General features: G+C 59.9%; 24 protein-coding genes. 11 read left to right on the plus strand and 13 right to left on the minus strand.

Annotated features, from left to right (window positions below):
- The first annotated feature begins 372 nt into the window (after window positions 1-372).
- From ACSQ36_RS13890 to ACSQ36_RS13900, 3 genes are all read left to right on the plus strand, one after another.
- A complete protein-coding gene (locus tag ACSQ36_RS13890; protein WP_436182300.1) occupies window positions 373-687 on the plus strand; it encodes a hypothetical protein in 315 nt (104 codons plus the stop codon).
- A 454-nt stretch (window positions 688-1,141) separates the two neighbouring features.
- Window positions 1,142-2,545 (plus strand): sigma 54-interacting transcriptional regulator, encoded by a 1,404-nt coding sequence (locus tag ACSQ36_RS13895; RefSeq protein ID WP_436183175.1) that lies wholly within the window; start codon window positions 1,142-1,144, stop codon window positions 2,543-2,545.
- A gap of 84 nt (window positions 2,546-2,629) precedes the next feature.
- Complete coding sequence (locus ACSQ36_RS13900) at window positions 2,630-3,130, plus strand: dihydrofolate reductase (RefSeq protein WP_436182301.1); 501 nt, start codon at window positions 2,630-2,632, stop codon at window positions 3,128-3,130.
- 119 nt (window positions 3,131-3,249) lie between these two features.
- On the opposite strand, the gene pmbA is transcribed toward ACSQ36_RS13900, so the two are convergent.
- Window positions 3,250-4,620, minus strand: a complete 1,371-nt coding sequence (pmbA, locus tag ACSQ36_RS13905; RefSeq protein WP_436182302.1) for a metalloprotease PmbA — start codon at window positions 4,618-4,620, stop codon at window positions 3,250-3,252.
- 1,330 nt (window positions 4,621-5,950) lie between these two features.
- Between pmbA and yjgA the strand changes: the two genes are divergently transcribed.
- Both yjgA and mog read left to right on the plus strand, forming a co-directional pair.
- Entirely contained in the window at window positions 5,951-6,601 is a 651-nt protein-coding gene (yjgA, locus tag ACSQ36_RS13910) for a ribosome biogenesis factor YjgA (protein ID WP_436183176.1), read from the plus strand.
- The gene (mog, locus tag ACSQ36_RS13915; protein ID WP_436182303.1) at window positions 6,585-7,205 is read left to right on the plus strand and encodes a molybdopterin adenylyltransferase; all 621 of its coding nucleotides are present in this window, start codon (window positions 6,585-6,587) and stop codon (window positions 7,203-7,205) included. The genes yjgA and mog overlap by 17 nt, the downstream gene beginning before the upstream one ends.
- 12 nt (window positions 7,206-7,217) lie before the next feature.
- On the opposite strand, the gene orn is transcribed toward mog, so the two are convergent.
- The gene (orn, locus tag ACSQ36_RS13920; RefSeq protein ID WP_436182304.1) at window positions 7,218-7,856 is read right to left on the minus strand and encodes an oligoribonuclease; all 639 of its coding nucleotides are present in this window, start codon (window positions 7,854-7,856) and stop codon (window positions 7,218-7,220) included.
- A gap of 136 nt (window positions 7,857-7,992) precedes the next feature.
- Between orn and ACSQ36_RS13925 the strand changes: the two genes are divergently transcribed.
- The 3 genes from ACSQ36_RS13925 (at window position 7,993) to ACSQ36_RS13935 (ending at window position 10,576) form a co-directional block, all read left to right on the plus strand.
- A complete protein-coding gene (locus ACSQ36_RS13925; RefSeq protein ID WP_436182305.1) occupies window positions 7,993-9,261 on the plus strand; it encodes a M48 family metallopeptidase in 1,269 nt (422 codons plus the stop codon).
- On the plus strand, window positions 9,258-10,184 hold the full coding sequence (rsgA, locus tag ACSQ36_RS13930) for a ribosome small subunit-dependent GTPase A (RefSeq protein ID WP_436182306.1): 927 nt from the start codon (window positions 9,258-9,260) through the stop codon (window positions 10,182-10,184). The genes ACSQ36_RS13925 and rsgA overlap by 4 nt, the downstream gene beginning before the upstream one ends.
- Window positions 10,185-10,249: 65 nt before the next feature.
- Window positions 10,250-10,576, plus strand: coding sequence for a DUF2007 domain-containing protein (locus tag ACSQ36_RS13935; RefSeq protein WP_436182307.1), 327 nt, complete (start codon window positions 10,250-10,252; stop codon window positions 10,574-10,576).
- Between the two features lie 37 nt (window positions 10,577-10,613).
- Here ACSQ36_RS13935 and ACSQ36_RS13940 read toward each other — a convergent pair whose 3' ends face one another.
- The 6 genes from ACSQ36_RS13940 to rpsP form a co-directional block, all read right to left on the minus strand.
- Complete coding sequence (locus ACSQ36_RS13940; RefSeq protein ID WP_213769035.1) at window positions 10,614-11,552, minus strand: CobD/CbiB family protein; 939 nt, start codon at window positions 11,550-11,552, stop codon at window positions 10,614-10,616.
- 114 nt (window positions 11,553-11,666) lie between these two features.
- The gene (locus ACSQ36_RS13945) at window positions 11,667-12,353 is read right to left on the minus strand and encodes a CoA pyrophosphatase (RefSeq protein WP_436183177.1); all 687 of its coding nucleotides are present in this window, start codon (window positions 12,351-12,353) and stop codon (window positions 11,667-11,669) included.
- A gap of 195 nt (window positions 12,354-12,548) precedes the next feature.
- Complete coding sequence (rplS, locus tag ACSQ36_RS13950; RefSeq protein WP_213769036.1) at window positions 12,549-12,938, minus strand: 50S ribosomal protein L19; 390 nt, start codon at window positions 12,936-12,938, stop codon at window positions 12,549-12,551.
- 140 nt (window positions 12,939-13,078) lie between these two features.
- Complete coding sequence (trmD, locus tag ACSQ36_RS13955) at window positions 13,079-13,849, minus strand: tRNA (guanosine(37)-N1)-methyltransferase TrmD (RefSeq protein ID WP_436182308.1); 771 nt, start codon at window positions 13,847-13,849, stop codon at window positions 13,079-13,081.
- A gap of 27 nt (window positions 13,850-13,876) precedes the next feature.
- A complete protein-coding gene (rimM, locus tag ACSQ36_RS13960) occupies window positions 13,877-14,584 on the minus strand; it encodes a ribosome maturation factor RimM (RefSeq protein ID WP_436182309.1) in 708 nt (235 codons plus the stop codon).
- 79 nt (window positions 14,585-14,663) lie between these two features.
- Window positions 14,664-14,918, minus strand: a complete 255-nt coding sequence (rpsP, locus tag ACSQ36_RS13965) for a 30S ribosomal protein S16 (RefSeq protein ID WP_213769038.1) — start codon at window positions 14,916-14,918, stop codon at window positions 14,664-14,666.
- 213 nt (window positions 14,919-15,131) lie between these two features.
- Here rpsP and ACSQ36_RS13970 point away from each other — a divergent pair, with 213 nt between their 5' ends.
- Together ACSQ36_RS13970 and ACSQ36_RS13975 are read left to right on the plus strand one after the other, a co-directional pair.
- The gene (locus tag ACSQ36_RS13970; protein WP_436182310.1) at window positions 15,132-16,337 is read left to right on the plus strand and encodes a PQQ-dependent sugar dehydrogenase; all 1,206 of its coding nucleotides are present in this window, start codon (window positions 15,132-15,134) and stop codon (window positions 16,335-16,337) included.
- 170 nt (window positions 16,338-16,507) lie between these two features.
- A complete protein-coding gene (locus ACSQ36_RS13975) occupies window positions 16,508-17,002 on the plus strand; it encodes an NINE protein (RefSeq protein WP_436182311.1) in 495 nt (164 codons plus the stop codon).
- A 66-nt stretch (window positions 17,003-17,068) separates the two neighbouring features.
- Here ACSQ36_RS13975 and ACSQ36_RS13980 read toward each other — a convergent pair whose 3' ends face one another.
- Both ACSQ36_RS13980 and ACSQ36_RS13985 read right to left on the minus strand, forming a co-directional pair.
- Window positions 17,069-18,214, minus strand: a complete 1,146-nt coding sequence (locus tag ACSQ36_RS13980; protein ID WP_436182312.1) for a PA0069 family radical SAM protein — start codon at window positions 18,212-18,214, stop codon at window positions 17,069-17,071.
- Window positions 18,215-18,282: 68 nt separating this feature from the next.
- Window positions 18,283-18,771, minus strand: coding sequence for an Lrp/AsnC ligand binding domain-containing protein (locus ACSQ36_RS13985; protein ID WP_213769041.1), 489 nt, complete (start codon window positions 18,769-18,771; stop codon window positions 18,283-18,285).
- Window positions 18,772-18,921: 150 nt separating this feature from the next.
- On the opposite strand from ACSQ36_RS13985, the gene ACSQ36_RS13990 reads away from it, so the two are divergent.
- Window positions 18,922-20,214, plus strand: a complete 1,293-nt coding sequence (locus tag ACSQ36_RS13990) for a D-amino acid dehydrogenase (RefSeq protein WP_436182313.1) — start codon at window positions 18,922-18,924, stop codon at window positions 20,212-20,214.
- Window positions 20,215-20,444: 230 nt separating this feature from the next.
- Here ACSQ36_RS13990 and ACSQ36_RS13995 read toward each other — a convergent pair whose 3' ends face one another.
- The 3 genes from ACSQ36_RS13995 to ACSQ36_RS14005 all read right to left on the minus strand — a co-directional run bounded on the left by ACSQ36_RS13995 (window position 20,445) and on the right by ACSQ36_RS14005 (window position 23,252).
- The gene (locus tag ACSQ36_RS13995; protein ID WP_436182314.1) at window positions 20,445-20,750 is read right to left on the minus strand and encodes a type II toxin-antitoxin system RelE/ParE family toxin; all 306 of its coding nucleotides are present in this window, start codon (window positions 20,748-20,750) and stop codon (window positions 20,445-20,447) included.
- A 7-nt stretch (window positions 20,751-20,757) separates the two neighbouring features.
- A complete protein-coding gene (locus ACSQ36_RS14000) occupies window positions 20,758-21,027 on the minus strand; it encodes a ribbon-helix-helix domain-containing protein (protein WP_213769044.1) in 270 nt (89 codons plus the stop codon).
- Window positions 21,028-21,461: 434 nt separating this feature from the next.
- Complete coding sequence (locus tag ACSQ36_RS14005) at window positions 21,462-23,252, minus strand: acyl-CoA dehydrogenase (RefSeq protein ID WP_436182315.1); 1,791 nt, start codon at window positions 23,250-23,252, stop codon at window positions 21,462-21,464.
- Window positions 23,253-23,318: the final 66 nt, after the last annotated feature.

Genomic DNA, 23,318 nt, shown 5'->3' on the forward strand with positions numbered 1-23,318 from the left:
AAATGACAGTTAACCGTCTATCGTTTCAATCATGAAACGTTTTTGTCTTTTTCCCGATTCAGTTTTTCAGTTAGCTTGCCGCGCGCTCAATAACACCAACGGAATGCGTGCGATGGCATATGTTTCGCTAAATGACAGTGAATCAGGGAGACCGCCATGGAAAGCACCGGCCGCGTCGTCAAACGAGAAAATACTGCAACAGCACATAAGATTGCTGTCATTAGTGCCGCGTGCTTTCTACTGGGCAGCTTAGCCGACAACGTTTGCGCACAAAATGCCGCAAACGAGGATCGCGTGATCCAGCCCACGTCCCCGGCCGTAATGTCCGGATATGAAACATTCGTGACCCGGCCAAATCCGTCAGCCATTTTTATGGAAAGAAAAATTGGAAGCGCCGACGCTGGCGAAGCGGCATCGAACGAGCGCATTATTGTTAATCCTGCAATGGAACGGGAACAGCCCGCATCGGTTCAACCCATTGCATCGGCGCCGCTTGCGGTGCAGGCCGATACCACGCTTGAAAAAGTCACGGCGACGACGGAGGAGTCGCCGGCCACCGCGCACACGACCAGCGTCACGCTTTGGGATGAGATCTCGCCGCCGGTGCCGGCTCCCGTTCCCGTCGATGCAGCCACCCGCGTCACACCGGGGGACGTCGCGAGCGCGGGCAGCCAGAGGACGCAGTAGCCGGGAATTTGCGAACCGGTGCAAAGCAAGCCGTCTGAAGAACGATCGCAAGATACGCGATGCAGCTACGCAACAACGCAGATAACAGGATTTGAACGACACGCCGGACAGTAGGACACTTAACGTATTGCTCAGCGAGCAGCGAAGCCGCGTGATCGCGGTACGTGGACGTGCCGCGCAATTACGCGAGGAACGCACCTGCGGGCTTCAGGGCTTTATGCAGGGACTTTACGCAGGACTTCACGCAACTCCCGTTCGACGGTCGTATGGAATCGACAGCGCATGCATCGCCGTGTCCGCCAAGACACCGTTTGCGCCCGCTGCAAAAAGGAGATCGCCCGTGCTCGAATCCGCCCCCGTCTCGCTACCCGCGTCGGGTAAAGACGCATTGGCTTCAATGCTGCCAATGAGCACCGTACCGGCCAGCGCCTTGGTCGCGCCGGGTTTCTCCGGTATGCAGGGCCTCCCGATCGTTCCAATCATCCCGACGCCCCATGCGGCGTCTGCTGTCCGTAACCTGCTCTACATCGCACAGGCGCCGAATGAGACGCTGGTCACGTACTTGAAGAGCCTTGGCTGGAAGGTATCGGCGGGTACGCTCGCCACCCAGTCCAGCATGCTTAAAACTGATACGCCAGTAGCCGGTATTGTCGATATGACCAGCTTTTCGGCGCGCGAACTGGCCGTGCTCGAGCCCGCCCTGCGTCATCAGCGAGCCGGCTGGATCGCCCTTACCGACGACATCCACCTCGCAGACCCGGTCGTCTGTCACTTGATTCGGCACTACTGTTTCGACTTCGTGAAAGGCCCGGCCGCACACGCGACAATAGGCTATCTGGTCGATCACGCGTACGGCATGGTGAGCCTCGGCGACATCGACCTCGCCGATACCCCGACCGTGTTCGGCGACGAGCAGATGGTCGGCACCTGCGAGGCCATGCAGCAGCTCTTTCGCACTATCCGCAAGGTCGCGAACACGGACGCCAATGTGTTCATCACCGGCGAATCAGGGACCGGCAAGGAATTGACGGCCGTGGCTATCCACGAACGCTCGCCGCGCCGCAAGGGTCCGTTCGTCGCGATCAATTGCGGCGCGATCGGCAACCACCTGATCCAGTCCGAACTGTTCGGCTACGAGCGCGGTGCGTTCACGGGCGCGAACCAGCGCAAGATCGGCCGGGTGGAAGAAGCCGACGGCGGTACGCTCTTCCTCGATGAAATCGGCGACCTGCCTCTCGACAGCCAGGTGCATTTGCTGCGTTTCCTGCAGGAACGCAAGATCGACCGGCTGGGCGGCCATGATCCCATCGCCGTTAACGTGCGGGTCATTTCCGCGACCCACATCGACCTGGAAGCCGCCATGGTCAGTGGCCGGTTTCGTACCGATTTATTCCATCGGCTGTGCGTGCTGCGCGTGGACGAACCGCCGCTGCGGGCGCGCGGCAAGGACATCGAAATTCTCGCGCTACACGTGCTGCACAAGTTCAGGAGCGACGGCAGGCGCAAGATCATCGGCTTTGCGCCGTCGGCGATCGAAGCGATGTACAGCTACGCCTGGACCGGCAACGTGCGCGAGATGATCAACCGCGTGCGGCGCGCGATCGTGATGGCGGAGAACAAGCTGATCACCGCCGACGACCTCGGGCTCGGTCACTGCACGGGCATTGAATCGACCACGCTGGCCGCTGCCCGCGATGCCGCCGAGAAGCGCGCGATCGAACTGACGTTGCTGCGGCATCGGCACAAGCTCAGCGAGGCGGCGGCGGAATTGGGGATCTCGCGGGTGACGTTGTACAGGCTGATGGTCGCGCATGGGTTGCGCGGCGCGGCGATGGTGAATGGCGCGGACGCGGGGTGAAGAGGCTCGCGGCGGTTGGGCGCCGGGTGTCGGGTAGAATCTGCGGCTTGAGTTATCTCGAAGCCGGATACGGATCTCCACACCATGACGACACTGACCTTGATTGTCGCCCGCGCGCGCAACGGCGTGATCGGACGCAACAACCAATTGCCCTGGCGCTTGCCCGAAGACCTCGCGTTCTTCAAACGCACGACGATGGGCGCGCCCATTGTGATGGGACGCAAGACGCATGAGTCCATTGGACGGGTGTTGCCGGGGCGGCGAAATATAGTCGTGTCGCGTGATGCCCAGCGCCGCTTCGACGGCTGCGATACGGTGACCCGGCTTGCCGATGCGTTGGAACTGGCCGCACGGGACGACGCCGGCGAAGCGTTCCTGATCGGTGGCGCGGAGTTGTTTCGCGAAGGGTGGCCGCTCGCGCAGAAGCTGATTTTGACCGAGATCGATGCCGATTTTCCCGGCGATATTTCCATTGACCCGCCCGATGCAGCCGTCTGGAAAGAGGTTTCGCGGGAGACGCATCACGCGGCGGCGCCGAATGATTTCGACTATTCGTTCGTGGTTTACGAGCGCCGCACGGCGTAGCTTCAGATTTCGGGTTTTTGATCGGCTAGCGGGTTAGTCCATCACGCTTTGTACTTTTCCATTGAAAAAGCCCGGAACGGTCAGCGCCGTTCCGGGCTTTTTCTCTTCCGCAGATTCTCTTACTGCCCCGCGATCGTCATCTTCTCGATCAGCACGGAGCCAATTTCCTTGTTGCCGCGCACGACCGTGTCCGCACCGATAGCCTCGATGTGCCGGAACATCTCCTGCAGCGTGCTGGCGACAGTGATCTCTTCAACCGGATACTGGATCTTACCGTTCTCCACCCAGAAGCCGGATGCGCCGCGCGAATAATCGCCGGTGACGTAGTTCACGCCCTGCCCCATCAGTTCCGTCAGCAGCAGGCCCGTGCCCAGCTTCTTGAGCATTTCCTCGAAGTCATCGCCGGGTTTGGTCAACGAACTGCGCAGCGACAGGTTATGCGAACCGCCCGCGTTGCCCGTCGTTCTCATACCCAGCTTGCGAGCCGAATACGTCGACAGGAAATAGCCTTGCACCACGCCGTCTTCCACGACGTTGCGGCGTTGCGTACGCACGCCTTCTTCATCGAAAGGCGCACTGCCCATGCCGCCCCTCACGTGCGGATCTTCCAGCACCTGGATGTGCGGTGCGAACACCGGTTTGCCGAGGCTGTCGACGAGGAACGTGGTCTTTCTATATAGCGCGCCGCCGCTGACCGCTTGCACGAAGGCACCCAGGATGCCGGCCGCCAGCGGCGCCTCGAACATCACGCGGCATTTGCGTGTATCGAGCCCGCGAGCGCCCATGCGGGCGAGCGCGCGATGCGCGGCGTACCGGCCGATGGCTTCCGGTTCGGCGAGATCGGCGGCGTTGCGTTTCGATGTGTACCAGTCGTCGCGTTGCATGTCGCGGCCGGAACCTGCGATTGGGGCACACGCCACGTAATGACGCGAGAACGGGTAACCGCCCATGAACCCGCGCGATGTAGCCAGCACGAACTGCGAGTGCTGCGCCGAGACGCTTGCGCCTTCGGAGTTCTGGATGCGTTTATCGACTGCGAAGGCGGCGTCTTCTGCCCGACGGGCGAGATCGGCGGCTTCTTCGGCGTCGATATCCCACGGGTGGTAGAGATCGAGGTCCTGCGGGGCCTTTTCGAGCAGTTCTTCTTCGGCGAGGCCCGCGGCGCTGTCTTCGGCTGTGAAGCGCGCGATGTTGTAGGCGGCGGCGACCGTGTCTTTCAGCGCTGCGCGCGTGAAGTCCGAGGTGCTGGCGTTACCGCGTTTATTCCCGATAAACACGGTCACGCCGACCATTTTGTCGCGATTGTGCTCGATGGTTTCGACTTCGCCGCGGCGCACGCTGACCGAGAGGCCGTCGCCTTCGGAGATCTCGGTGGCGGAGTCGGTGGCGCCGAGTTCCTTTGCATGCCGCAGGATGTCGGACGCGATTTCCTTCAGCTCGTCCTGGGTGTGCGGGAAAAAGCGTTGCCTGACGTCCATATCTGCTGCCATTTTATGTCTGCCTGTGGGTGCTCGACGTGTCGAGCGTGTTCGCGTTGTTGGTCGTCGTGGCGACGGGCGGTTAGCGCCCGCTGTGCGCTTGAATGCCGCTGTGTGACCGGTTTTCGACTATCGCACGATCATAGCAAGTCCGGCGGGGGTTTGGTTTCACCGGGGAGGGGGTTCCGTTCGCACTCGGGGTTCTGGGTGGGCTAGGTTTGGGTGTTAGGGCGTTAGGGTCAGGGTTTACGGTCGGGGGTTGCGGTCGGGGGGGTTGCGGTCGGGGGGGTTGCGGTCGGGGGGGTTGCGGTCGGGGGGGTTGCGGTCGGGGTCAGTGCTGGGTTGGTGCTTTCGGCCATGGTGGTCTGCGAGAGTCGGATTTTCTCTTTATCACTATTAGCCACTGTGCGTGGCGGCACGTCATTTCTTGGTCCTTAGCGACAAAGAAACGAAGCAAAGAAAGCGCTTTAACCGCTCTACCCTAAGTGTCCACAGCGTGCAGTTTCTATTCATAGGTGCCCCAAAAGCACGGTGCTCGCCAGAGCCACGGATGTTTGAACCCCTCCTTCTCGCGAATCCTGACACGAACACGCTTCGCCCCGTACGCTCTCGGGCAAGCACCAGTTGCCAAGGAACCACTACGGCCTCACGCGTCTTTCCGGTTTCGTTTTTTGGTGCGTTGGCTACGTGGTCTGAACAGTTGTTTTCGCCGGCAACTGCATCTCGCGTATTGGCACTTCCGTATTGGCACTTCCATGTTGGCGGGTTAACTGCGTGGACCACGCGCTTATTTTCGCCGACTATGACCTCACGCATTTTCGCGGTCTTGTTTCCAGAGGGGTTAGCCAGGTGGTTCGAGGCGCGTGAACATTTGGTGGTTGGTCGTCCGCGGATAGCGCGGGGTGCCCTTTGGGCAGGTTCAATCACTGGTGGCGAAGCGTGTGGGTATCGGTGTTCGGAGAAGGAGGGGTTCACACATCCTCCGCTCTGGCGAGCACCGTGCTTTTGGGGCACCTATGAATAGAAACTGCACGCTGTGGACACTTAGGGTAGCGTGGTTGAAAGCGTTTTCTTTGCTTCGTTTCTTTGTCGCTTTGGACAAAGAAATGACGTGCCGCCACGCACAGTGGCTAATAGTGATAAAGAGAAAATCCGACTCTCGCAGACCACTAACGCTGAAAGCAGCAACCCGGCATCAACCCCGACCACTAACCCCAGAACCGACCACCCCGGCATTAACCCCAACCGCCAACCCCAGAACCTGGCAACCCCGACCAGCCCCCAACCCAAACCCACCAAACCCACCCCCGAGTGCGAACGAACACCCCTGTACAATACCGGCATGAACCGTAAAACCCGCACGCAACCGATAAACCCGGCCGAGGCCTCCGAACAGGACGGCAGCGAGCACGGCTACGACCGTCCCAGCAAATCCCAGCTCAAACGCGACATGCTTGCGCTGCAAGTACTCGGCGTAACGCTGATCGAACTGCCGAAAGACGCGCTAAAACGCATGCCCATGCCGGAAAAGCTCGACGACGCCGTCCGCGCCGCCCGCCGCATCACCGACCACGAAGGCAAACGCCGGCAACTGCAGTACGTCGGACGGGTAATGCGCTCACTGACCGACGAGGAAACGGCAGCGATTCGCACCGCGCTGGACTCATATCGCGGCGTGAACCGGGCCGAAACAGCCAAGCTGCACTGGATCGAAAGAACCCGCGAAAAACTCCTCGCCGACGACGCCGCTCTCACCGATTTCATCCGCCAACACCCCGGCGTCGACCCGCAAGAAGGCCGCACGCTGATCCGCAACGCCCGCAAGGAACGCGAACAGGCCAAACCGCCACGCTACTTCCGCGAACTGTTCCAATGGATCAAGACCGCAGCGGGCGTGGAAGACGAAGAAGACGAGAGCTTGATCGAAGGCGAAGATGAAGACGAAGGCGTCGAATTCCCCGAACGAGACGACGACGATGGCTACAAAGCGTAACCATCCCGACGAATTGGTGATCGGCCTGATGTCGATCAGCGACCGCGCTTCGCAGGGCGTGTACGAGGACAAGGGCATTCCATCGCTGCAAGAGTGGCTCACAAGTGCACTGAGTTCGCCCTGGCGCGCGGAAACCCGGCTGATCCAGGACGACGCGGCGACCATCTCGGCCACGCTGATTGAACTCGTCGATGAAACTGGCTGCGATCTGATCCTGACCACCGGCGGCACAGGCCCATCACGTCGCGACGTAACGCCAGAAGCCACACTCGCAGTCGCCACGAAGCCCATGCCCGGTTTCGGCGAACAAATGCGCCAGATCAGCCTGAATTTCGTCCCGACAGCCATCTTGTCGCGACAAGTGGCCGTGATTCGCGAAACGGCAGATCACGCGGCGCTGATCGTCAATTTGCCCGGACAACCGAAATCGATCCGCGAAACGCTGGAAGGAGTACGCGACACCGACGGCAAACCCAAGGTACCGGGCATTTTTGCCGCCGTGCCCTATTGCATCGATCTGATCGGCGGTCCATACGTCGAAACGCGGCCCGAAATAGTGGCCGCGTTCAGGCCGAAAAACGCGATCCGGCCGCCAAAATCCTGACCCTCTACGCGCTTAAACCGACGTGGTCGGCGTGGTGGCCGTGGCATTACCCGCCGCCGACGGAATCAGGAAATGCTCCCGGTAATATTTGAGTTCGTCGATAGATTCGTGGATATCGGCGAGCGCCGTATGCATCGCGCGCTTCTGAAAACCCTTGTAGATGGCCGGCTGCCAGCGGCGGCACAATTCCTTGAGCGTGCTGACGTCGAGGTTGCGATAGTGGAAAAACGTTTCCAGTTCGGGCATCCACCGGGCCATGAAACGCCGGTCCTGACAGATGGAATTGCCGCACATGGGCGACTTGCCCGGCGGGACATACTGGCCCAGGAATTCGCGGATTTGCCGCATGGCCTCTGCTTCATCGACCGTCGACGCCCGCACCCGCTCCGTCAGTCCCGACCGGCCATGCGTGTTGCGGTTCCATTCATCCATCTTGCCCAGCGCCGTTTCGTCCTGATGGATCGCCAGAACCGGCCCTTCCACGAGTTTGTCGAGCGTCGAATTCGTCACCACCACCGCAATTTCGATAATGCGATCGGTATCGGGTTCGAGACCCGTCATCTCCATGTCGAGCCACACGAGGTTCATGTCGCTGCGGACGAGGTCGGAGGAGCTTGGGGAAGAAGCGGGATCGAGCACGGAATCGGCCATATGAGAGCAACCTGAGAGGGGTTTGACGCCTTGCCAGGCGCGGTTTTAGATATCACACAGACCGCGCGCGACGACGGCCAAGAACCTATAATTCTCGCATAATTCAATCGCGCATATTTCAATCGGGTTTCCGCTGATGTCCAATTTCAATCTCGCCTTCTCGGTCGTGTTCGTCGTCGCGCTGGTCGGCATGGTCGGCACCAAGCTGTGGCTGGCATCGCGCCAGATCCGGCACGTCGCCGCGCATCGCAAGGATGTGCCGCCGCAGTTCCTGCAGACCATTCCGCTCGCCGCCCACCAGCGCGCCGCCGATTACACCGTCGAGCGCACACGCCTGACCATGGTCGAGGTCGTGATCAGCGCAGCGCTGCTGATCGCGCTAACGCTGCTTGGCGGCATCCAGCAGATCGAACTGGCCGTCTCCGACTGGCTCGGCCGCGGTTATGTGGGGCAAATGGCGCTGGTGGCTATCGTAGTGGCAATTACCAGCGTGGTGGACCTGCCGTTCGACTATATCCGGCACTTTGTTATCGAAGAGAAATTCGGCTTCAACCGGATGACGAAAAAGCTCTTTTTCCTCGATCTGGTGAAAGGCGTCGTGCTGGGCGCGGCGATCGGCTTGCCGGTACTGTTCGTGACGCTGTGGCTGATGAATCAGGCGGGCGCGTTGTGGTGGCTGTGGGCGTGGGTGCTGCTGGTCGCGTTCCAGATGCTCGTGCTGATCCTGTACCCCACGTTTATCGCGCCGATGTTCAACAAGTTCGAACCGCTGAAAGACGAAGCGCTGCGGGCGCGCATCGAGAACCTGATGTCGCGTACGGGGTTCGCCGCGAAGGGTTTGTTCGTCATGGACGGTAGCCGCCGTTCAGCGCACGGCAACGCGTATTTCACAGGTTTCGGCGCGGCGAAGCGAATCGTTTTCTTCGATACCCTGCTCGCCCGGCTCTCCGGCAACGAGATCGAAGCAGTGCTCGCACACGAACTCGGCCACTTCAAGCGGCGCCACGTGATCAAGCGCCTGATCGTCACGTTCGTACTCAGTCTCGTGATGCTTGCGCTGCTCGGCTGGCTGGCGCAATGCGTATGGTTCTATGAAGGACTTGGCGTGCGGCCATCGCTGCTGGGTAACAACAACGGCCTCGCACTCGTGTTGTTCATGCTGGCATTGCCCGTCTTCATGTTCTTCGTGACGCCGTTGGGCAGCCTGAGCTCGCGCAAACATGAATTCGAAGCTGATGAGTTCGCCGCGAGCCAGACCGATCCGCGCGACCTCGTCAACGCGCTGGTCAAGCTTTATGAAGACAACGCCTCGACGCTCACGCCGGATCCGCTCTACTCCGCGTTTTATGCATCGCATCCGCCTGCATCGCAGCGCATCGAGCGCTTGATGCAGTACGCCGCATGAGGCCGGGTAACGCGAAGAAAGCGACAAACGCGCGCATCGAAGGAAAGGTCATCGCCGCGCACGGGCGGCATTATCTGGTCGCCCCCGCCGACGGCAGCGCCATGCTCCAATGCTTCCCGCGTGGCAAGCGCAGCGAGATCGCGGTCGGCGACCGGGTGAGTTACGAGCAGTCATCGGCGGACCAAGGGGTGATCGTCGAGATTGGCGAGCGCCGCAACCTGCTTTATCGATCCGACCAGTTCAAGTCGAAGCTCTTCGCCGCCAACCTCGATCAATTGATGATCGTGCTCGGCACGGAGCCGCATTTCAGCGAAGACTTGCTCGGGCGCGCGCTGATTGCCGCCGAGGCGCACGGGCTCGAGCCGTTGATCGTGCTGAACAAGATCGATATGGAAGGACCACTCGCGGTCGCTCGCAAGCGGCTGGCGTTGTATCGGGAGCTTGGGTACACGGTGGTGGAGCTATCGGCGAAAGCGGCGCCTGAGCACGTGCATGAAGAACTCGATGCGCGACTGGCCAACCGTGCCACCTTGCTGCTTGGACAATCGGGCATGGGTAAGTCGACGCTGGTGAATATCCTCGTGCCGAACGCCGAAGTCGCGACGCGCGAGATCTCGAAGGCGTTGAACAGCGGCCGGCACACGACCACGTTCACGCGGCTGTATCCGCTTCCGGGAGGAGGATCGCTGATCGACTCGCCAGGGTTCCAGGAGTTTGGACTGCATCACTTATCGGAGGGACAACTGGAGCGTTCGTTCGCGGACTTCCGGCCGTTCCTCGGCAAGTGCCGCTTCTACAATTGCAGGCATCTGCATGAACCGGGCTGCGCGATTCTAGAGGCAATGGCGGAAGGCAAGATCAGGCCGGCGCGACATCAGTTGTATGCGCAACTGGTGCATGAAGCCAGCCAGATCGTTCGATGATTTCATCGACCTGATGAGTATGCACAACTGCATCTAAACAGACCGCTAAAACAGATTGCGACGGGATGAAGAAACTGACGCGGGCTCCGAATCTGATTACAGCGCATCACTGGGTGAACGTGCTGGCGACAGCGGGGATAGCGTGCGAGTTACACAATCGTTACTTGAGCGGTGCGATGGGTGAGATTCCGGCGGAGCAATGCGCGCCAGAAATATGGATACTGGATGATCGTGACGAGGTATTGGCGACAGGCATCCTGGACCGCGCCCGAAGCGGCCCGGCCACCAACGCCCGGGGATGGCGCTGCCAGCAGTGCGGTGAGCCGCTGGAAGCGCAATTCACCGTGTGCTGGCAATGCGGGACAGAGAGGGACCCGCTGAACGACGAGTAGGGCTACGGACACAACGCCTCAAGTCAGGCGCGTTGCTTCAGGCCAGCCACACCGCGATGCTGAGCATGAGCAACAACAACATCCAGAGAATCACGGCACGCCAGACGAGGCCGACGGCAGACTGCAAAGTCCGCGGCGTGCAGTCATCGCCAACGGGCAGCGGGCTTGCATCGCCAACCGCTAAAGCCTCGACGCTCAGCGGCTCCGCTAATGGTCCCGCCAAGCGGGCTCCAAGCGCCCCGCTCCCGGCAGCGAGCAGAACCCCTTCGTTGGCATCGGGCCATTGCCGGGCGTGGTTGCGCCAGGCATAGATCGCGTCCTCGAAATTCCCGACAATGGCGAAGCCCAACGCAGTCAACCGCGCCGGCACCCAGTCGATGAAAAAGAACGCCCGCTGCGCGAAGGTGGAAAACGCCGGCGTGCGTTCATCAGTCGGCTGGACCCACGACCTCGCCAGATACTCCGCGATCCGATAAAACACCGCGCCCGCCGGTCCGATCGGAATCAGGAACCAGAAGAACACGCCAAACACGTGCCGATGCGACGCCACGACCGCATGAACCAGGGTATGCCGGACGATCTCGCTGACGGGCATATCAAGCGTATCAATGCCGGTCCACTCATTGAGAACCTCGCGAGCGCGAGGCACGTCGTCGTTGTTCAGGGCAAGATGGATATCGGTGAAATAGTGGCTGAACTGCCGGAAGCCCAACGTGAAATACACGATCACGACGTTCCACAGGAACGCCAGCGCGAAGTTGATGCGATAGAGCACGTAGTAGACAAGCCCGACGGCTAATGTCCATGGCACCACGACCACTAGCCAGGCGAGCACGCCGTGCCGCTGCTTGCCGGCATCGAAGCCATGAGCCGCGGATTCCGCATGGTACTGAAGCAACGCCGAAATGGGGTTCTGCGGCGAGAGCGCGCGCAACTGCTCAATGATGAGAGCCAGTAATACCGAGAAAAAAGTCATGCGATGCGCCGAGACACTCGAGTTTTACGAATTTCTTGTAAAGATAGCACAGCACCGTCCGCGCCAGAGGGACACATCGGCTGCACGGCTAGCCGAGCCTCTGCACGTTAGGCGTCAAGCCGCGAGAAAGCGATAGAAATTGCGTAACATACCCGCCGTTACGCCCCAGATGAAATACGGAGCCACATTCTCGGCGGGCGAAAAAGGCATCGCAAAAAAACGACGCTCGCCGCCTTCCCAACGAAACACGCGGACCTGATGATTAGCCGGGTTCATGAGAAATGCGAGCGGGACCTCGAAGATATCGGCGACTTCGAGGGTATCGGCGTGCAGTTCAAACGGGGGATGCACCAGCGCCACGACCGGCGTCACGCAAAAACCCGTGCCCGTCAGATAGTCCGGCAACTCACCGAGCACTTCCACGTGCTTCGCCTCCAGGCCCACTTCCTCTTGCGCTTCGCGAAGCGCGGTCGCCACGGCGTCAATATCTTCCGGTTCGCGACGTCCTCCCGGAAAGCTGATCTGCCCCGCGTGATTCGAAAGATGGTCGGCACGTTGAGTGAGCAGCACGCTCAGGCCGGTCTCCCGCAAAACCAGCGCAATCAGCACCGATGCCACCCGCGGATCGCCACCCAGCGCCTTGATCCGGTCGTCGCGCGCGTCCGGTGTCCAGTCGAGCGTCTGCTTGAAGCGCGCGCGCAGTCCGGCCGGCGTCAGGCGTTCGCCGCGCACAGGCGGCAGATCTGCGCCGGTCGATTCGATCGGCAAGATCTCAGGCTCGAGGATTCGGGGAGTCGACAGCTTGGTCGGAGGCACGTGGGGCTTTTAGTTCTTGGGTAGGTCTAGTCTGGTTCTGATTCTCGTTTTGAAAAAACGTTGCGCTCAGGACGCAAATAAGACTCGAGTGGAGCGCACGAAACGGCAAGACACGATTTGACCACACCAACGGAAAAAGCACCCGTGAAGGTGCTTTTTTCCGGTACAGCTTCGGTGCAGTTACTGCGCCTTGGAAGCGCTGCGGTCTTTCAACACGAGCTTTTCCTTGATCCGAGCCGACTTGCCCGACCGATCGCGCAGGTAGTACAGCTTTGCACGACGCACGTCGCCGCGACGCTTCACGACAATGCTCGCCAGGATCGGCGAGTAAGTCTGGAACGTACGCTCGACGCCTTCGCCCGACGAAATCTTGCGGACGATGAAATTCGAGTTCAAACCACGGTTGCGCTTCGAGATCACAACGCCTTCGTAAGCCTGGACACGCTTGCGCGTACCTTCAACTACGTTGACGCTAACGATCACCGTATCGCCGGGGGCGAATGCGGGGATGGTCTTCTCGCCGAGCGCGCGCGCGATTTCTTCCTGCTCTAGTTGTTCAATCAGATTCATTACTGACTCCTGGAGCCATCTTGCCGGAGTTGTTTGCCATATTAGTGGCCCCGGTAGAGGATGGGTTCACTCTGGCGCCCACTTGAATTCACAAGCCTGGCACCACCCTTTCGTCTCGCCTTGTATTTGCCTTCCAACGCCTACTGCGCTTTCGATCGTTCCTTGGCGAGACTTGCGAGCCATGTCTCATCGACACGGCTCAACATTTTAGCCTTGCGCGCCCGCTCGATCAGATCGGGCCGCTTTTCCTGCGTATTCTTTAGCGCCTCACGCCGACGCCATGCATCGATTTCCTTGTGATGGCCGCCAAGCAGCACATCCGGAACCCGCACACCGCCGTATTCTTCCGGGCGTGTGTAGTGCGGGCAATCGAGCAGCACATCGACGAAACTGTCCTGCACAGCCGACTGCGAGTCGTTCAGCACGCCGGGCAACTGGCGCACCACTGCGTCCATGAGCGCCATGGCCGGCAATTCGCCACCCGACAACACGAAGTCGCCGAGACTCACTTCTTCGTCGACCACACGATCGATCAAGCGCTGGTCGATGGCCTCGTAACGGCCGCACAGCACGACGAGACCCGGTTCCTGAGCGAATTGCATCACCCGCTCATGATTCAGCGTTTTCCCTTGCGGCGACATCATCACCACACGCGATCCGCTGATGCCCTGCTCCGCCTGCGCCGCTTTCGCAGCCGAAATCGCGTCTTCCAGCGGCCTTGCCAGCATGACCATACCGGGGCCACCGCCGTACGGACGATCATCGATGGTTCGATAATTGTCCGTGGTGAAATCGCGAGGATTCCACGTGCGCAGACCAAACCGTTCCTGCTTCACTGCCCGGCTGGTAATACCCCAATCGGTCAGTGCGCGAAACATCTCGGGAAAGAGCGTCACGACGTCAAACTGCATCGCTCTCTCCTTGAAATAATCGATCAATCAATAGTCAGCGTCCCAGTCGACGACAATCCTGCGCGCCGCCAGATCCACTGTTTTGACATATACGCCAACGAATGGAATCAGCCGTTCGCCAGTGGCGGGCGAACCGTCCTTGCCCGTAGTCGGAAATTCCACGCGCATGATGGAATGCGCGCCGTTGTCGATCATGCTCGCGACCTGGCCTAAAGCCACGTCCGCGTCATTCACGACGTCGAGGCCGATCAGATCGACCCAGTAGAATTCGTCATCACCGGTCAGCTTCGGGAAGTCGCTGCGCAACACATGGATACTGTGACCACGCAACGCATACGCCGTCTCGCGGTCATCGCAGCCGGCAAAGTGCGCAACGACCGTGTCACTATGCACTTTGGACTGCAGACACCGGACCACCTTGCGCTCGGTTCCCTTGACCAGCCACCAGCGCTTTGCCGCGAGCATTGCGTCACCGCCATGACCCGCATGCGCGTGCGGCGCAATCTTGACCCAGCCCTTCAGTCCGTAAGCGTCGACGATCGCACCCACTTCAATGGCGTCATCAGGCAAACTTTCTACAGGCTCGATCGATCCCGCGCTATCTGAAGCGTCGATAGCCACGCGACGCGCTGCCGGCTTGCGGACAAACGCGCCAAACGTGGCTTCGTTCGGCTCAGATTTTTCGCCACGTGCGGCTGTCAAACCTGAGTCTGAAGCAGAATCACGCGTCGACATGAGCCAATCTCCCGCGAACCTCGGCAGCTGGAATCGATCGGATCACAAGTACCCGAACGATCGACTGCAGCAAGCGCACTTAAGCAGCCGGCTGAGCTTGTTGCGATTGCTTGACCAGACGTGCAACCGTCGGCGACATCTGCGCGCCGTTGTCTTGCCAGTACGTCAGGCGGTCCTGGGCGATACGCAGCGATTCGCCTTTGGTCGCGATCGGGTTGTAAAAACCCACGCGTTCGATGAAGCGGCCATCACGGCGGCTACGCGAATCGGTTGCAACGATATTGTAAAACGGGCGCTTCTTGGAGCCGCCACGAGCCAAGCGGATGATAACCATGCTGAAATCCTTGAAAACCGGGGTTCGGAACTACCAAAACACGCGATTATAGCGGCAAAACGGAGCCTTAACAAACACTTGCGTCGATTAATCAAGATGGAACGTGGCCTGACGCATGTCGTTGAACCGGCCATCGCCCGCTCTGACACGGCGCAAAGCGGATTTTTCAAGACTTCGCGCGGCAGCGCGAGGTGTCATTTTGGGGAGACAGATTTGAACTCGCTCATGACTTTCACCGGTAAAGCTTTCTCTTACGATGATTCGCCTCGGGCTCGCGGTTTTGTCCGCAGTGTCACCCGATCTCTGGCGCGTTCTACGTTTTTAGCGGCGAATTTGCTGATCGCGCTGGCCGGTTCGTTGATCGCAGAGGGCGCCCATGCGGCACTGCCGGTTGATGAGATCAAGCTGCCGCCGGGCTTCAGCATTGCTGTTCTCTCCGACGACGTCCCGAGCGCCCGCGCCATGGCTTTGTCGCCTAAAGGCGTGCTGTATGCCGGCAGCCTCGACGGGCACGTCTACGCGCTCGAGTTGAAGGATGGGCGCGTGACAGCGAAACACGTGATCGCGTCGGGTCTGGACGAGCCCGCGGGCGTGACGTTCCGCAACGGCGCGCTCTATGTCTCCGCGATCTCCCGCATCCTGCGCTTCGACGACATAGACAATCATCTCGATGCGCCACCCAAGCCTATAGTGGTCACTGACAAACTGCCTTCTGACCGGTCACACGGCTGGAAATTCATCGCGTTCGGCCCGGACGGCAAGCTGTATGTGCCAACCGGCGCGCCGTGCAACATTTGCAATCCGGATCGCAAACGATACGCACTGATCGCCAGGATGAACCCGGACGGCACCGACTACGAAGTGTTTGCGAACGGCGTGCGCAACACGGTGGGTTTCGACTGGGATCCGCGGACGAAAGAACTCTGGTTCACCGACAACGGCCGTGACATGCTCGGCGACGATATCCCCGACGACAAGCTCAACCACGCGCCGAAGGCCGGCATGGACTTCGGTTACCCTTATTGCCACGGCGGCGACGTTGCGGACCCTGAATTCGGCGCCGGCCATCCGTGCTCCGGATTCACACCGCCGGTCGTCAAGCTGGGCGCACACGTGGCATCGCTCGGCATGCGCTTCTATACAGGCACCATGTTCCCCGCCGACTATAAGAACAACATATTCATCGCGGAACACGGCTCCTGGAACCGCAGCACGAAGGTGGGATATCGGGTAGTACGGATCGTGGTGGGTGCGAATGGCGAGAAGCCGCGCATGGAGCCGTTCGCGCAAGGCTGGCTCCGTCCGAAGGAAGATGTCTGGGGTCGCCCCGCCGATGTCCTGCCAATGCCCGACGGCTCGCTTCTCGTCAGCGACGACTACGCGGGCGCAATCTACCGGATTACGTACGCGCAACCTTGACGCTGCCGTGATCTTGCAGTGACATTGCCGCGACCCGGTCGCCGTGCGCTGAGCCGTTTAGCCGCGTGAGCGTCGACCCCGCGGGCGTAGAATGCCGCGTCGGCGCAAAACTGTTGCCGTTTGTGCCAATCCGCGTCCATTGCTCACTGCATTTTCCTTTTCGTTTCCCGATGAACAACTCGCCGTCCACTGCCACGCACCCATCGAAACCGACGTCAAACGGGCGTTTCCGCTCGAAAACACTGACCGCCGCGCTCGCCTTCTTTTTCGGCAGTATCGGCGCGCATCGCTTTTATCTGTACGGTTTGCGCGACAAGTTCGGCTGGGCGCACATTGTTGGCATCCTGCTGGGAGTAGCCGGTTACATGCTGCTCGCGGCAACGGATCGGGCTTCGACTCCCGGCTGGGTCCTGGTCGTGCCCGGCTCCATTTCACTGCTGGCGGCGTTCTTGTCGGCGATCGTCTACGGCTTGCGCCCCGATGAAAAATGGGACGCTCAGTTCAATGCGCAAACTGGTCAACATAGCGAATCCGGCTGGACAGTCATTTTCGTCGTGATCTTTGCTTTGTTCTTCGGCGCGCTCCTGCTGATGGCAGGTCTTGCCGTCACCTTCCAGACTTACTTTGAAGGCCAGGTTCAAGCAGCTAAAGAGTTGTCGCAATAAGTGTCGCAGCAGTGCGCAAGGGTCGTGGCGGCTCTGCCCGGAAACCGCCACGGCTACGGCCATGCTTCAAAACAACTTCATCTGCGCAGTGTCCACGACTGCACGCGGATTTCTACTCACCGCCTTCTCAACCTGCCGAAATTCCGACATATCCAGAATCCCGCGCTGCCGTTGATTCAGGCCAAGCCGCTTCGTGGCGTTATGAAAACGCTGCTTGAGCATGTCGGCCCATAAACCTTCGCCTTTCATGCGCGTCGAGAAATCCGAGTCGTAGTCCTTGCCGCCGCGCATATCGCGCACACGCCCCATCACACGCTCCGCGCGATCCGGGAAATGTGCCGCGAGCCAGTCCTTGAACAGCGGCGCCACCTCCCACGGCAAGCGCAAAACAATGTAACTCGCACTCGTCGCGCCCGCTTCTGCGCAGGCTTCCAGCACCCGCTCCATGTCCGGTTCCGTGACGAACGGAATCATGGGCGCGACGCTGACTCCAACCGGAATGCCCGCCTCGGTCAGCGCCCGGATAGTGCGCAGCCTTCTTGAAGGCGTGGCTGCGCGCGGTTCGAGCGTGCGGGCAATATCCGCATCGAGCGTGGTAATGGTGATAGCGGCCATGACCTGGCCCTTCTGCGCCATGGGTGCGAGCAGGTCGATATCCCGCTCGATCAGCGACGACTTCGTGATTGCCGCGAACGGATGCCCTCGCTCGCTCAGTATCTCGATCACCCGCCGCGTGATCCGCAAATTCCGTTCGACGGGCTGATACGCGTCGGTAATCACGCCCAGCGCGATGGGCTCCGGCTGATAGGACGGTTTGTCCAATTCCCGCTCGAGCAATTCGCCGGCATTGATCTTGGCGTATATCCGGCTTTCGAAATCCAGTCCCGGCGATAACCCCAAATAACTATGCGTAGGCCGCGCGAAGCAATAGATACAACCATGCTCGCAGCCACGGTATGGATTAAGCGACACCCCGAACGGAATATCCGGTGACGAATTGCGCGTCAGAATGCTCTTCGCGCATTCCTCGAATACTTGCGTGCGCAGGACCGGTGCGTCATCGGTTTCTCCGTTCTCGCTGATATGCGTCCAGCCGTCATCTACACGCTCGCGCTGGTCCTTCTCGTAACGCCCCTGAAGGTTCGTGACCGCCCCTCGGCCCTTGAGCGGCGCGGGAGGAGCAACAGGATATTCGTGGTCGTGAGAAGCCATGGCCGGGAAATGAAAGCAGGAAAGAACTGTATAAATATACAGTAAATTGCCCCAGCCGCAAGCTCATTTCAGGCATCGACCGCGATGGTCAGCGTTTCCTTGATTTCCTCCATCACCACATAGCTTTTCGACTGCACGGCGCCCGGCAGTTGCAGCAGGATGTCGCCGAGCAGCTTGCGGTAATCGGCCATTTCGCCAATACGCGCCTTGATCAGATAGTCGAAATCACCGGAAACGAGATGACATTCCAGTACCTCGGGAATGCGCTGCACCTCGCGCCGAAACTGCTCGAACATGTTGCCGCTTTTATGATCGAGCGTGATCTCGACGAACACCAGCAGCGACGCGCCCAACTGATGCGGGTTCACCCGCGCGTAATACCCCGCGATCACCAGGTCACGTTCCATGCGTTTGACGCGTTCGATGCACGGCGTCACCGAGAGCCCGACCTGCTCGGCCAGGTCTTTCATCGCAATACGGCCGTCCTGCTGAAGGATTTTCAGGATTCGGCGATCGATCTTATCGAGTTCTCGTACTGAATTTCGCTGCGTTCTCATTGTTTTCCACTGAAAAGTGAATAAATACAATAACAAAAACTGCCTCTGTATCAATACTATAGTCGATACCACTATGTAACCCGCTACTCACCACGGCTTCAGTCGAAACGAAGCGAATGACCGGCGGACACACTTTGCACGGAGCAAGGCATGCGAGTCGTAATTCTGGGAAGCGGTGTTGTTGGCGTCACGAGCGCCTACTATCTGGCGCGCGCGGGGCACGAAGTGACCGTGATCGATCGTGAAGCGGGACCGGCGCTCGAAACGAGTTTCGCGAACGCGGGTCAGATCTCGCCTGGTTACGCGTCGCCGTGGGCCGCGCCCGGCGTGCCGCTCAAGGCAATCAAATGGATGTTTGAAAAACACGCGCCGCTGGCCATCCGTCTGGACGGAACGTCGTTTCAATTGAAGTGGATGTGGCAGATGCTGCAGAACTGCACGCAGGCGCGTTATTCGGTCAACAAAGGCCGCATGGTGCGCCTGGCCGAATACAGCCGCGATTGCCTGCAGGCACTGCGCGCGGACACCGGCATCAACTACGAAGGCCGGACCGGTGGCACGCTGCAGGTTTTCCGGACCCAGCAACAACTCGATGGCGCCGCGAAGGACATCGCCGTGTTGCGCGATGCGAACGTGCCGTTCGAATTGCTCACGCCGGCTGAGTTGCAAAACGCGGAACCGGCGCTTGCCGCCGTATCGCACAAGCTGACCGGCGGTTTGCGCCTGCCGAACGACGAAACCGGCGATTGCCAGAAATTCACCACGCGCCTCGCCGCCATGGCCGAACAGTTGGGCGTGAAGTTCCGCTACAACACGCCAATCGACGCGCTCGCGGTAAGCGGTGGCCGAATCGCCGGCGTGCAGTGCGGTGGAGAGACCATTCGCGGTGATTCATACGTTGTTGCGCTCGGGTCCTACTCCACGAAACTACTGGGCAGTCTTGTCGATATCCCCGTGTATCCGCTGAAGGGTTATTCGATCACGGCACCCATTGCGAACGAAAGCGCCGCGCCGGTTTCCACGGTGCTCGACGAAACGTACAAGATCGCGATCACCCGTTTCGATGACCGGATTCGCGTCGGCGGAATGGCGGAGATTGTCGGTTTTGACAAATCGCTAAGCCAGGCGCGTCGCGAAACGCTGGAAATGTGCGTGAACGACCTGTTCCCCGGTGGCGGCGATACTGCGAAGGCATCGTTCTGGACCGGCTTGCGCCCCATGACGCCGGACGGCACGCCCATCGTTGGCCGTACGCCGCTGCCGAACCTGTTCCTTAACACAGGCCACGGCACGCTGGGTTGGACCATGTCGTGCGGATCGGGTCAGTTGCTGGCCGACTTGATGTCGGGCAAGCAGCCGGCGATCCAGTCCGACGATTTGTCGGTGCATCGGTATCTCGGCGAGACGCGTACGAGCGCGCGGCCGTCGTATGCAGGTGCGTGAGTTGGAGTTTCACGCGTAGCCGCGAGCACATGCTTTAAAAAAATGCCGTCCCGGCGAAAGCCGGGCGAATGCACCCCAAAAGTTGGAGATCGATCCAACCTTTGGGGTGTTTTCTTTGATGGCGCCGACAATGGGAGCAAAGAAAAGCTACGGCCCTTGCCAGAGGGTGCCTCGGTGAACTTGCGCCAAAAAGCATTCAAGGGTCCTGCTCGTTTGCGTTCTTAAACTGCCTAATCTGCCAGCGCAGTTTCATAGTCCTGGCCGCCATAGAACACCCCAAGAATGGTCGGCTGTTCCTCTTGCACGACAAAAGCAATGACCGTACGGCCGCGATAATTCGAAATGCGCAAGCCCGGCCGTATATCGTCGCGTTGAGTGCCTCGATTCGGGAAGCTCTGCAAACTTTCGCAATAAGACACGATAGCGTCGATGTACCCTGCCGCCACGGTCGAAGAAGCCACTTCCGCGATGTACTGCTCTAGGCTGTCGAGCTGCTCCAATGCCTCCGGAGCGAACTTGATGCCGAATGTTGTCATCTGGCTTTTACGTCCGCGCTTTCCGTTTCGCCACTAGTGCCGCCCGCACCTCGTCCACCGTCAACGCGCGCGAAGAATCTGCCTTGAGTGCGTCATATGCCGGACCGACCTCGTCACGCAGCCAAGACTCCACTACGCGGTCGCGGGCAGCCAAGGTACGCAAACCATCGCGGATAACCTCGCTATCAGTGGCGTATTCCCCGCTCTCAACCTTGGCGCGGACCAGTTCAGCCAGTTCGTTCGGCAAGGTAATGCTGAATTGTTGGGTGGAACGCATGGTGGTTACTCCGGTGAATCGAATAGGATTTAATCCTACACCACTTCGAACGGCAGTGCAGTTTCAGCGCGAACGCTTGTGCCACCACGTAGACGCGCAAAAAACTGTGTGGAAAACAGGCATCTGGCTGGGTTCGAGTGGTTCAGGGAGCTTGCTCCCTGAACAGACAGTGAGCATGCCGATCGCAACTTGCGTGCAAGCTAGTTTCGCGCTGGGAAATGGGAACGTCGGCGGAGTACCCGCAGTATCCAAATTCACCGCCGCTCTGAGAAAGCGGCTCGTCCACCTTAGCGAAAGCGCCCATCCAGCCCAACGCCCGCTTCGAGAAAACCTGCGGATTTGCGTTTATATGTACGTGTTTTTTCGTTGAGACCGTCCCCGAGGAAAGTCAAGGACGGCCTTTTCGTGCCGCGGACGCTGGAACGCTCAGCAAATCAGAATTGATCCTCGCTCAGCGCGAGATACCCTTCCTGCCCGTTGCCGCTGACGATGGACGCTTCAATGCCGGGCGCTTGCGACAAGATATGCTCCGCGAAAAACTGGGCCGTCGCGATCTTGGCGCCATAAAACGCATCGTCCTCGCCACGCTTGTCCGACGCCACCAGCAGCGCGCGCGCCATTTGCCATCCCCCCAACACAATGCCTGCCAGCTTCAGATACGGCACGCTGCCGGCGAAGACCGCGTTCGGATCGCTTTTCACCTTGGTCACCATGAACTCAACCACCCGCGCCAGCGACAGGCTTCCCGCGCTCAAATGCCGATGCATTGACTTGAACGCCTGCCCTTCATGCTCGGCTAGCTGCGCGATGGTCTGATCCATCTGCGCGAAAATCGCCTGCGCCGTCGCGCCGCCATCACGCACGGTCTTGCGGCCGATCAGATCGTTGGCCTGAATAGCGGTCGTGCCTTCATAGATGGTGAGAATGCGGGCATCGCGGTAATACTGCGCCGCGCCCGTTTCTTCGATGAACCCCATGCCCCCGTGCACCTGCACGCCGAGGCTCGCGACATCGATGGAAAGCTCGGTACTCCAGCCCTTCACGATCGGCACAAGAAACTCGTAGATCGCCTGATGGCTGGCCCGCGCAACCTCATCGGGATGATGATGCGCGAGGTCGCAATGCGCCGCCGCGACGTAAGCCAGCGCGCGCGACGCCTCTGTCAGCGCGCGCATGGTGGAGAGCATGCGGCGCACGTCGGGGTGATGAATGATCGAGACCGGCTGTTTGGCGGAACCATCGACCGGCCGGCTTTGCACGCGCTCCTTCGCGAACGCGACGGCCTTCTGATACGCGCGCTCCGATACGCCCACGCCCTGCAGTCCGACTGCGAATCGCGCCGCGTTCATCATGATGAACATGTACTCCAGCCCGCGATTTTCCTCGCCGATCAACTGGCCAATGGCGCCGCCGTGATCGCCGAATTGCAGCACGGCGGTCGGACTCGCCTTGATCCCGAGCTTGTGTTCGATCGATACGCAATGCACGTCGTTGCGCGCACCGAGCGTGCCGTTTTCATCGGTGATGAACTTCGGCACCAGGAAGAGCGAGATGCCTTTCACGCCGTCAGGCGCGTTGGGCGTGCGCGCCAGCACGAGATGGACGATGTTCTTCGCCATGTCGTGCTCGCCGTAGGTAATGAAGATCTTCGTGCCGAACACCTTGAACGTGCCGTCGCCTTGCGGCTCGGCGCGCGTGCGGACCAGCGCGAGATCGGAGCCTGCTTGCGGCTCGGTGAGGTTCATCGTCCCGGTCCAAACGCCCGAAATCAGCTTGGGCACAAAGAGCTGTTTTTGCTCCTCGGTCCCGGCGGTAAGCAACGCTTCGATAGCGCCATCGGTGAGCAGCGGACACAACGCAAACGAGAGATTCGCCGCGTTCAACATTTCGATGCAAGGCGTCGCGATCAGCTTGGGCAACCCCTGGCCTTCGTATTCGACCGGATGCAGCACACCCTGCCAGCCACCTTCGCCGAACTGGCGGAAAGCCTCCTTGAAACCGGGCGTGGTCGTGACCTCGCCGTTCTTCCAGAAGCTCGGATTCTTGTCGCCTTCGAAATTCAACGGCGCGACGACTTCGTTGTTAAAGCGCGCGGCTTCTTCGAGTACGGCCTGCGCGGTGTCGAGACTGGCGTCCTCGAAACCCGGCAATGCCGCGATGCTTTCTATATCGGCTAGTTCCTTCATCACGAACAGCATGTCCTTGACGGGCGCTCTATAGCTCATGATTTGTCTCCCCCAACAGATGTGAAAAGGGGCGCACGTATGTCGCCCCTTTTTGCGGTCCTGCTT

The organism is Caballeronia sp. LjRoot34, assembly GCF_964253815.1.
Lineage (GTDB): Bacteria > Pseudomonadota > Gammaproteobacteria > Burkholderiales > Burkholderiaceae > Caballeronia.

Excerpts from the sequence above, each read along its gene's own strand:
- ACSQ36_RS13890 (WP_436182300.1), top strand. The coding sequence starts at position 373 with ATGGAAAGAAAAATTGGAAGCGCCGACGCTGGCGAAGCGGCATCGAAC.
- ACSQ36_RS13895 (WP_436183175.1), top strand. The coding sequence starts at position 1,142 with ATGCAGGGCCTCCCGATCGTTCCAATCATCCCGACGCCCCATGCGGCG.
- ACSQ36_RS13900 (WP_436182301.1), top strand. The coding sequence starts at position 2,630 with ATGACGACACTGACCTTGATTGTCGCCCGCGCGCGCAACGGCGTGATC.
- pmbA (WP_436182302.1), bottom strand. The coding sequence starts at position 4,620 with ATGGCAGCAGATATGGACGTCAGGCAACGCTTTTTCCCGCACACCCAG.
- yjgA (WP_436183176.1), top strand. The coding sequence starts at position 5,951 with ATGAACCGTAAAACCCGCACGCAACCGATAAACCCGGCCGAGGCCTCC.
- mog (WP_436182303.1), top strand. The coding sequence starts at position 6,585 with ATGGCTACAAAGCGTAACCATCCCGACGAATTGGTGATCGGCCTGATG.
- orn (WP_436182304.1), bottom strand. The coding sequence starts at position 7,856 with ATGGCCGATTCCGTGCTCGATCCCGCTTCTTCCCCAAGCTCCTCCGAC.
- ACSQ36_RS13925 (WP_436182305.1), top strand. The coding sequence starts at position 7,993 with ATGTCCAATTTCAATCTCGCCTTCTCGGTCGTGTTCGTCGTCGCGCTG.
- rsgA (WP_436182306.1), top strand. The coding sequence starts at position 9,258 with ATGAGGCCGGGTAACGCGAAGAAAGCGACAAACGCGCGCATCGAAGGA.
- ACSQ36_RS13935 (WP_436182307.1), top strand. The coding sequence starts at position 10,250 with ATGAAGAAACTGACGCGGGCTCCGAATCTGATTACAGCGCATCACTGG.
- ACSQ36_RS13940 (WP_213769035.1), bottom strand. The coding sequence starts at position 11,552 with ATGACTTTTTTCTCGGTATTACTGGCTCTCATCATTGAGCAGTTGCGC.
- rplS (WP_213769036.1), bottom strand. The coding sequence starts at position 12,938 with ATGAATCTGATTGAACAACTAGAGCAGGAAGAAATCGCGCGCGCGCTC.
- trmD (WP_436182308.1), bottom strand. The coding sequence starts at position 13,849 with ATGCAGTTTGACGTCGTGACGCTCTTTCCCGAGATGTTTCGCGCACTG.
- rimM (WP_436182309.1), bottom strand. The coding sequence starts at position 14,584 with ATGTCGACGCGTGATTCTGCTTCAGACTCAGGTTTGACAGCCGCACGT.
- rpsP (WP_213769038.1), bottom strand. The coding sequence starts at position 14,918 with ATGGTTATCATCCGCTTGGCTCGTGGCGGCTCCAAGAAGCGCCCGTTT.
- ACSQ36_RS13975 (WP_436182311.1), top strand. The coding sequence starts at position 16,508 with ATGAACAACTCGCCGTCCACTGCCACGCACCCATCGAAACCGACGTCA.
- ACSQ36_RS13980 (WP_436182312.1), bottom strand. The coding sequence starts at position 18,214 with ATGGCTTCTCACGACCACGAATATCCTGTTGCTCCTCCCGCGCCGCTC.
- ACSQ36_RS13985 (WP_213769041.1), bottom strand. The coding sequence starts at position 18,771 with ATGAGAACGCAGCGAAATTCAGTACGAGAACTCGATAAGATCGATCGC.
- ACSQ36_RS13990 (WP_436182313.1), top strand. The coding sequence starts at position 18,922 with ATGCGAGTCGTAATTCTGGGAAGCGGTGTTGTTGGCGTCACGAGCGCC.
- ACSQ36_RS13995 (WP_436182314.1), bottom strand. The coding sequence starts at position 20,750 with ATGACAACATTCGGCATCAAGTTCGCTCCGGAGGCATTGGAGCAGCTC.
- ACSQ36_RS14000 (WP_213769044.1), bottom strand. The coding sequence starts at position 21,027 with ATGCGTTCCACCCAACAATTCAGCATTACCTTGCCGAACGAACTGGCT.
- ACSQ36_RS14005 (WP_436182315.1), bottom strand. The coding sequence starts at position 23,252 with ATGAGCTATAGAGCGCCCGTCAAGGACATGCTGTTCGTGATGAAGGAA.